The sequence below is a fragment of the Candidatus Termitispirillum reticulitermitis genome, assembly GCF_054655775.1.
Genome location: NZ_BAAIHG010000114.1, coordinates 1 through 2,441 on the forward strand (window position 1 = coordinate 1; position 2,441 = coordinate 2,441).

The window sequence follows — 2,441 nt, forward strand, 5'->3', positions numbered from 1 at the left end:
TGAATCTCAGATAAGAGACCTAGACTTCGCAGAGGCTTCCGCTGACCTAGCAAAAAAACAACTACTAATGACCACACAAACAAACCTGCTCTCGCAAACTAACGCTCTGCCACAAACAATAATGCAGTTGATAAAATTCTAAAATACCTATTGACAAGCCCTAAATCTGCTATTATTATGACTAGTGGTATTATTGCCGTTACTCTGATTCAATAACACAGCTAATATACATAACAATTCTGTAAGGGGAGACGTCAGTGAACTTATCGGAGCTGAAGAAGAAGTCTATTGAGGACTTGATAGCAATTGCTGGGGATTTAGGTATTGATAATGCAGGCAACCTGTTAAGACAGGAGCTGATGTTTGAAATCTTAAAGACCACTAGCACGAAAAATGGGCAAATCTACGGACAAGGCGTGCTTGAAATCTTGCAGGACGGATTCGGTTTCCTGCGCTCATCTGATTTCAACTATCTGCCCGGTCCAGATGACCTATACGTGTCCCCCGCACAGATACGCAAGTTTCTACTGAGAAACGGCGATACTGTTGCAGGGGAAATTCGCCCGCCTCGCGAGGGGGAGAAGTATTTTGCTCTCTTGAAGGTAGAGAGTATCAATGATGACCCCCCTACCCGTCAACGAAAGCTATTTGAGAACCTAACCCCGCTATTTCCAGATGAACGGATGAACTTAGAAGCATTTCCTACGCGCTATGACACTCGTATAATCAACCTTGTATCGCCAATCGGCAAAGGACAGCGTGGCTTAATCGTTGCACCACCTAAAACAGGCAAAACTATGCTGTTAAAGTCTATCGCAAACAGCATATCAGAAAACCATCCCGAAGTTGTAATGATAGTGTTGCTAATAGACGAACGCCCAGAGGAAGTTACCGACATGCAGCGTTCCGTTAAGGCTGAAGTAGTCAGCTCTACATTTGACGAGCCTGCATACAGGCACGTGCAAGTTTCAGAGATGGTTCTTAATAAAGCTAAACGGCTTGTTGAGCATGGCAAAAACGTAGTTATCCTATTAGATAGTATTACCCGTCTAGCTAGAGCATATAACTCAATAGAACCACCCAGCGGCAAGGTTCTATCGGGCGGCGTTGATGCAAATGCACTGCACAAGCCGAAACGTTTCTTCGGTGCCGCACGTAATATAGAATTTGGCGGTAGTCTCAGCATAGTGGCAACTGCATTGGTTGACACAGGCTCACGTATGGATGAAGTTATATTTGAAGAGTTTAAGGGCACTGGCAATATGGAGCTTCACCTTGACAGACGTTTAGTTGAAAGGCGCACATTCCCTGCTATAGATGTTAATAAATCTGGCACTAGACGTGAAGAGCTACTCTTAACCCCAGAAGAACAAAATATGGTAATTGTGCTACGCAGGTTCTTGTCTAATATGAACTCCGTTGACGCTATGGAGTTCCTGCTAGATAAGATTAAAGGCACAAAGAACAATATGGATTTCTTAAACTCTATGAAAAAATAGGCACAATTACCCACAATGTTGTTGTCAGCCTTATCAGTTAGGTTTAGGCGAACCCTGTTCTGCCTGTTAGCACCTCTGACGGTCGCTATCGTTATTGAGGAACTAGGTAGGCTCTATCTGTTGCTAGTATCAATGGAGCCAGCTCAGTATTCAGAATACGCAGCAGACATCTGGCGAATGTTTGGCGTAGGAACGCTTTTAGACATTAGGGTTGCTTGCATAGTGCTTGCACCCGCACTACTGGCTGGTATTTGTAACTATAAAGCACAGAGAATCCTTGTTGTTATATCCATCGTTCTTATTACGTGGCTGACTATCGTTAACGTCTATTACTTTCAGACCTTTGGCAAAAGCATAGACGTTTTTATCTTTGGTTTGATTGATGATGACACAACGGCTATTATTAAAACGGTTATTAGTCAATATCCGGTGACGAATGCGCTAGTTGCGACAGTTCTTATCGGCTATCTATCAAACACGCTCTTTGCTCGCTGGCAGGCTAGATGTGCCGAGTTTCAGATTAGAAACTTTTCGCCAGTTCCGTCTGCTGTAGTAGTTATTGCAATAATTATAGCATGGGTTATCGGGACACGTGGTTCTGTGGGCAAGTTCCCGTTGAGACTATCAAGAGCACAGGTTTCAGCATTGCCAATGTTAAATGAATTCACTAAAAACGCTGGAATGTCGTTGCAAGAAGCGTATAAAAACTATAAAAAAGAGGAGTTCACATCAGTAACAAACGAGGACGGGGACGCTATCTATTCGGAGTTTTTTGGCAAATCCACTAAAGCATCGCTGGAGCTGCTAATGGACACAACGGGCACTGCACCCGAACCTGCAAGGAGACAACCCCCTCATATCCTATTATTTGTTATGGAGAGTATGGGCAGTTTTCTAATGGGGCTGGACAACCCTAGTCGCAACCTTTTGGGAGAGTTTAAG

At 43.8% G+C, this 2,441-nt stretch carries 3 protein-coding genes; all 3 read left to right on the forward strand.

Annotated elements, in window-relative coordinates; genetic code table 11:
* Positions 1-10: 10 nt before the first annotated feature.
* Positions 11-142: a flagellin gene (locus tag AC1MDJ_RS07530; RefSeq protein ID WP_479690309.1), complete on the forward strand. Its 132-nt coding sequence runs from the start codon at positions 11-13 to the stop codon at positions 140-142.
* A 115-nt stretch (positions 143-257) separates the two neighbouring features.
* Positions 258-1,499 carry a transcription termination factor Rho gene (rho, locus tag AC1MDJ_RS07535; RefSeq protein ID WP_479690307.1) on the forward strand — a complete coding sequence of 414 codons (1,242 nt, stop codon included), beginning with the start codon at positions 258-260 and terminating at the stop codon, positions 1,497-1,499.
* A 15-nt stretch (positions 1,500-1,514) separates the two neighbouring features.
* On the forward strand, positions 1,515-2,441 hold a 927-nt coding region (locus AC1MDJ_RS07540; RefSeq protein ID WP_479690308.1), incomplete at its 3' end, for an LTA synthase family protein.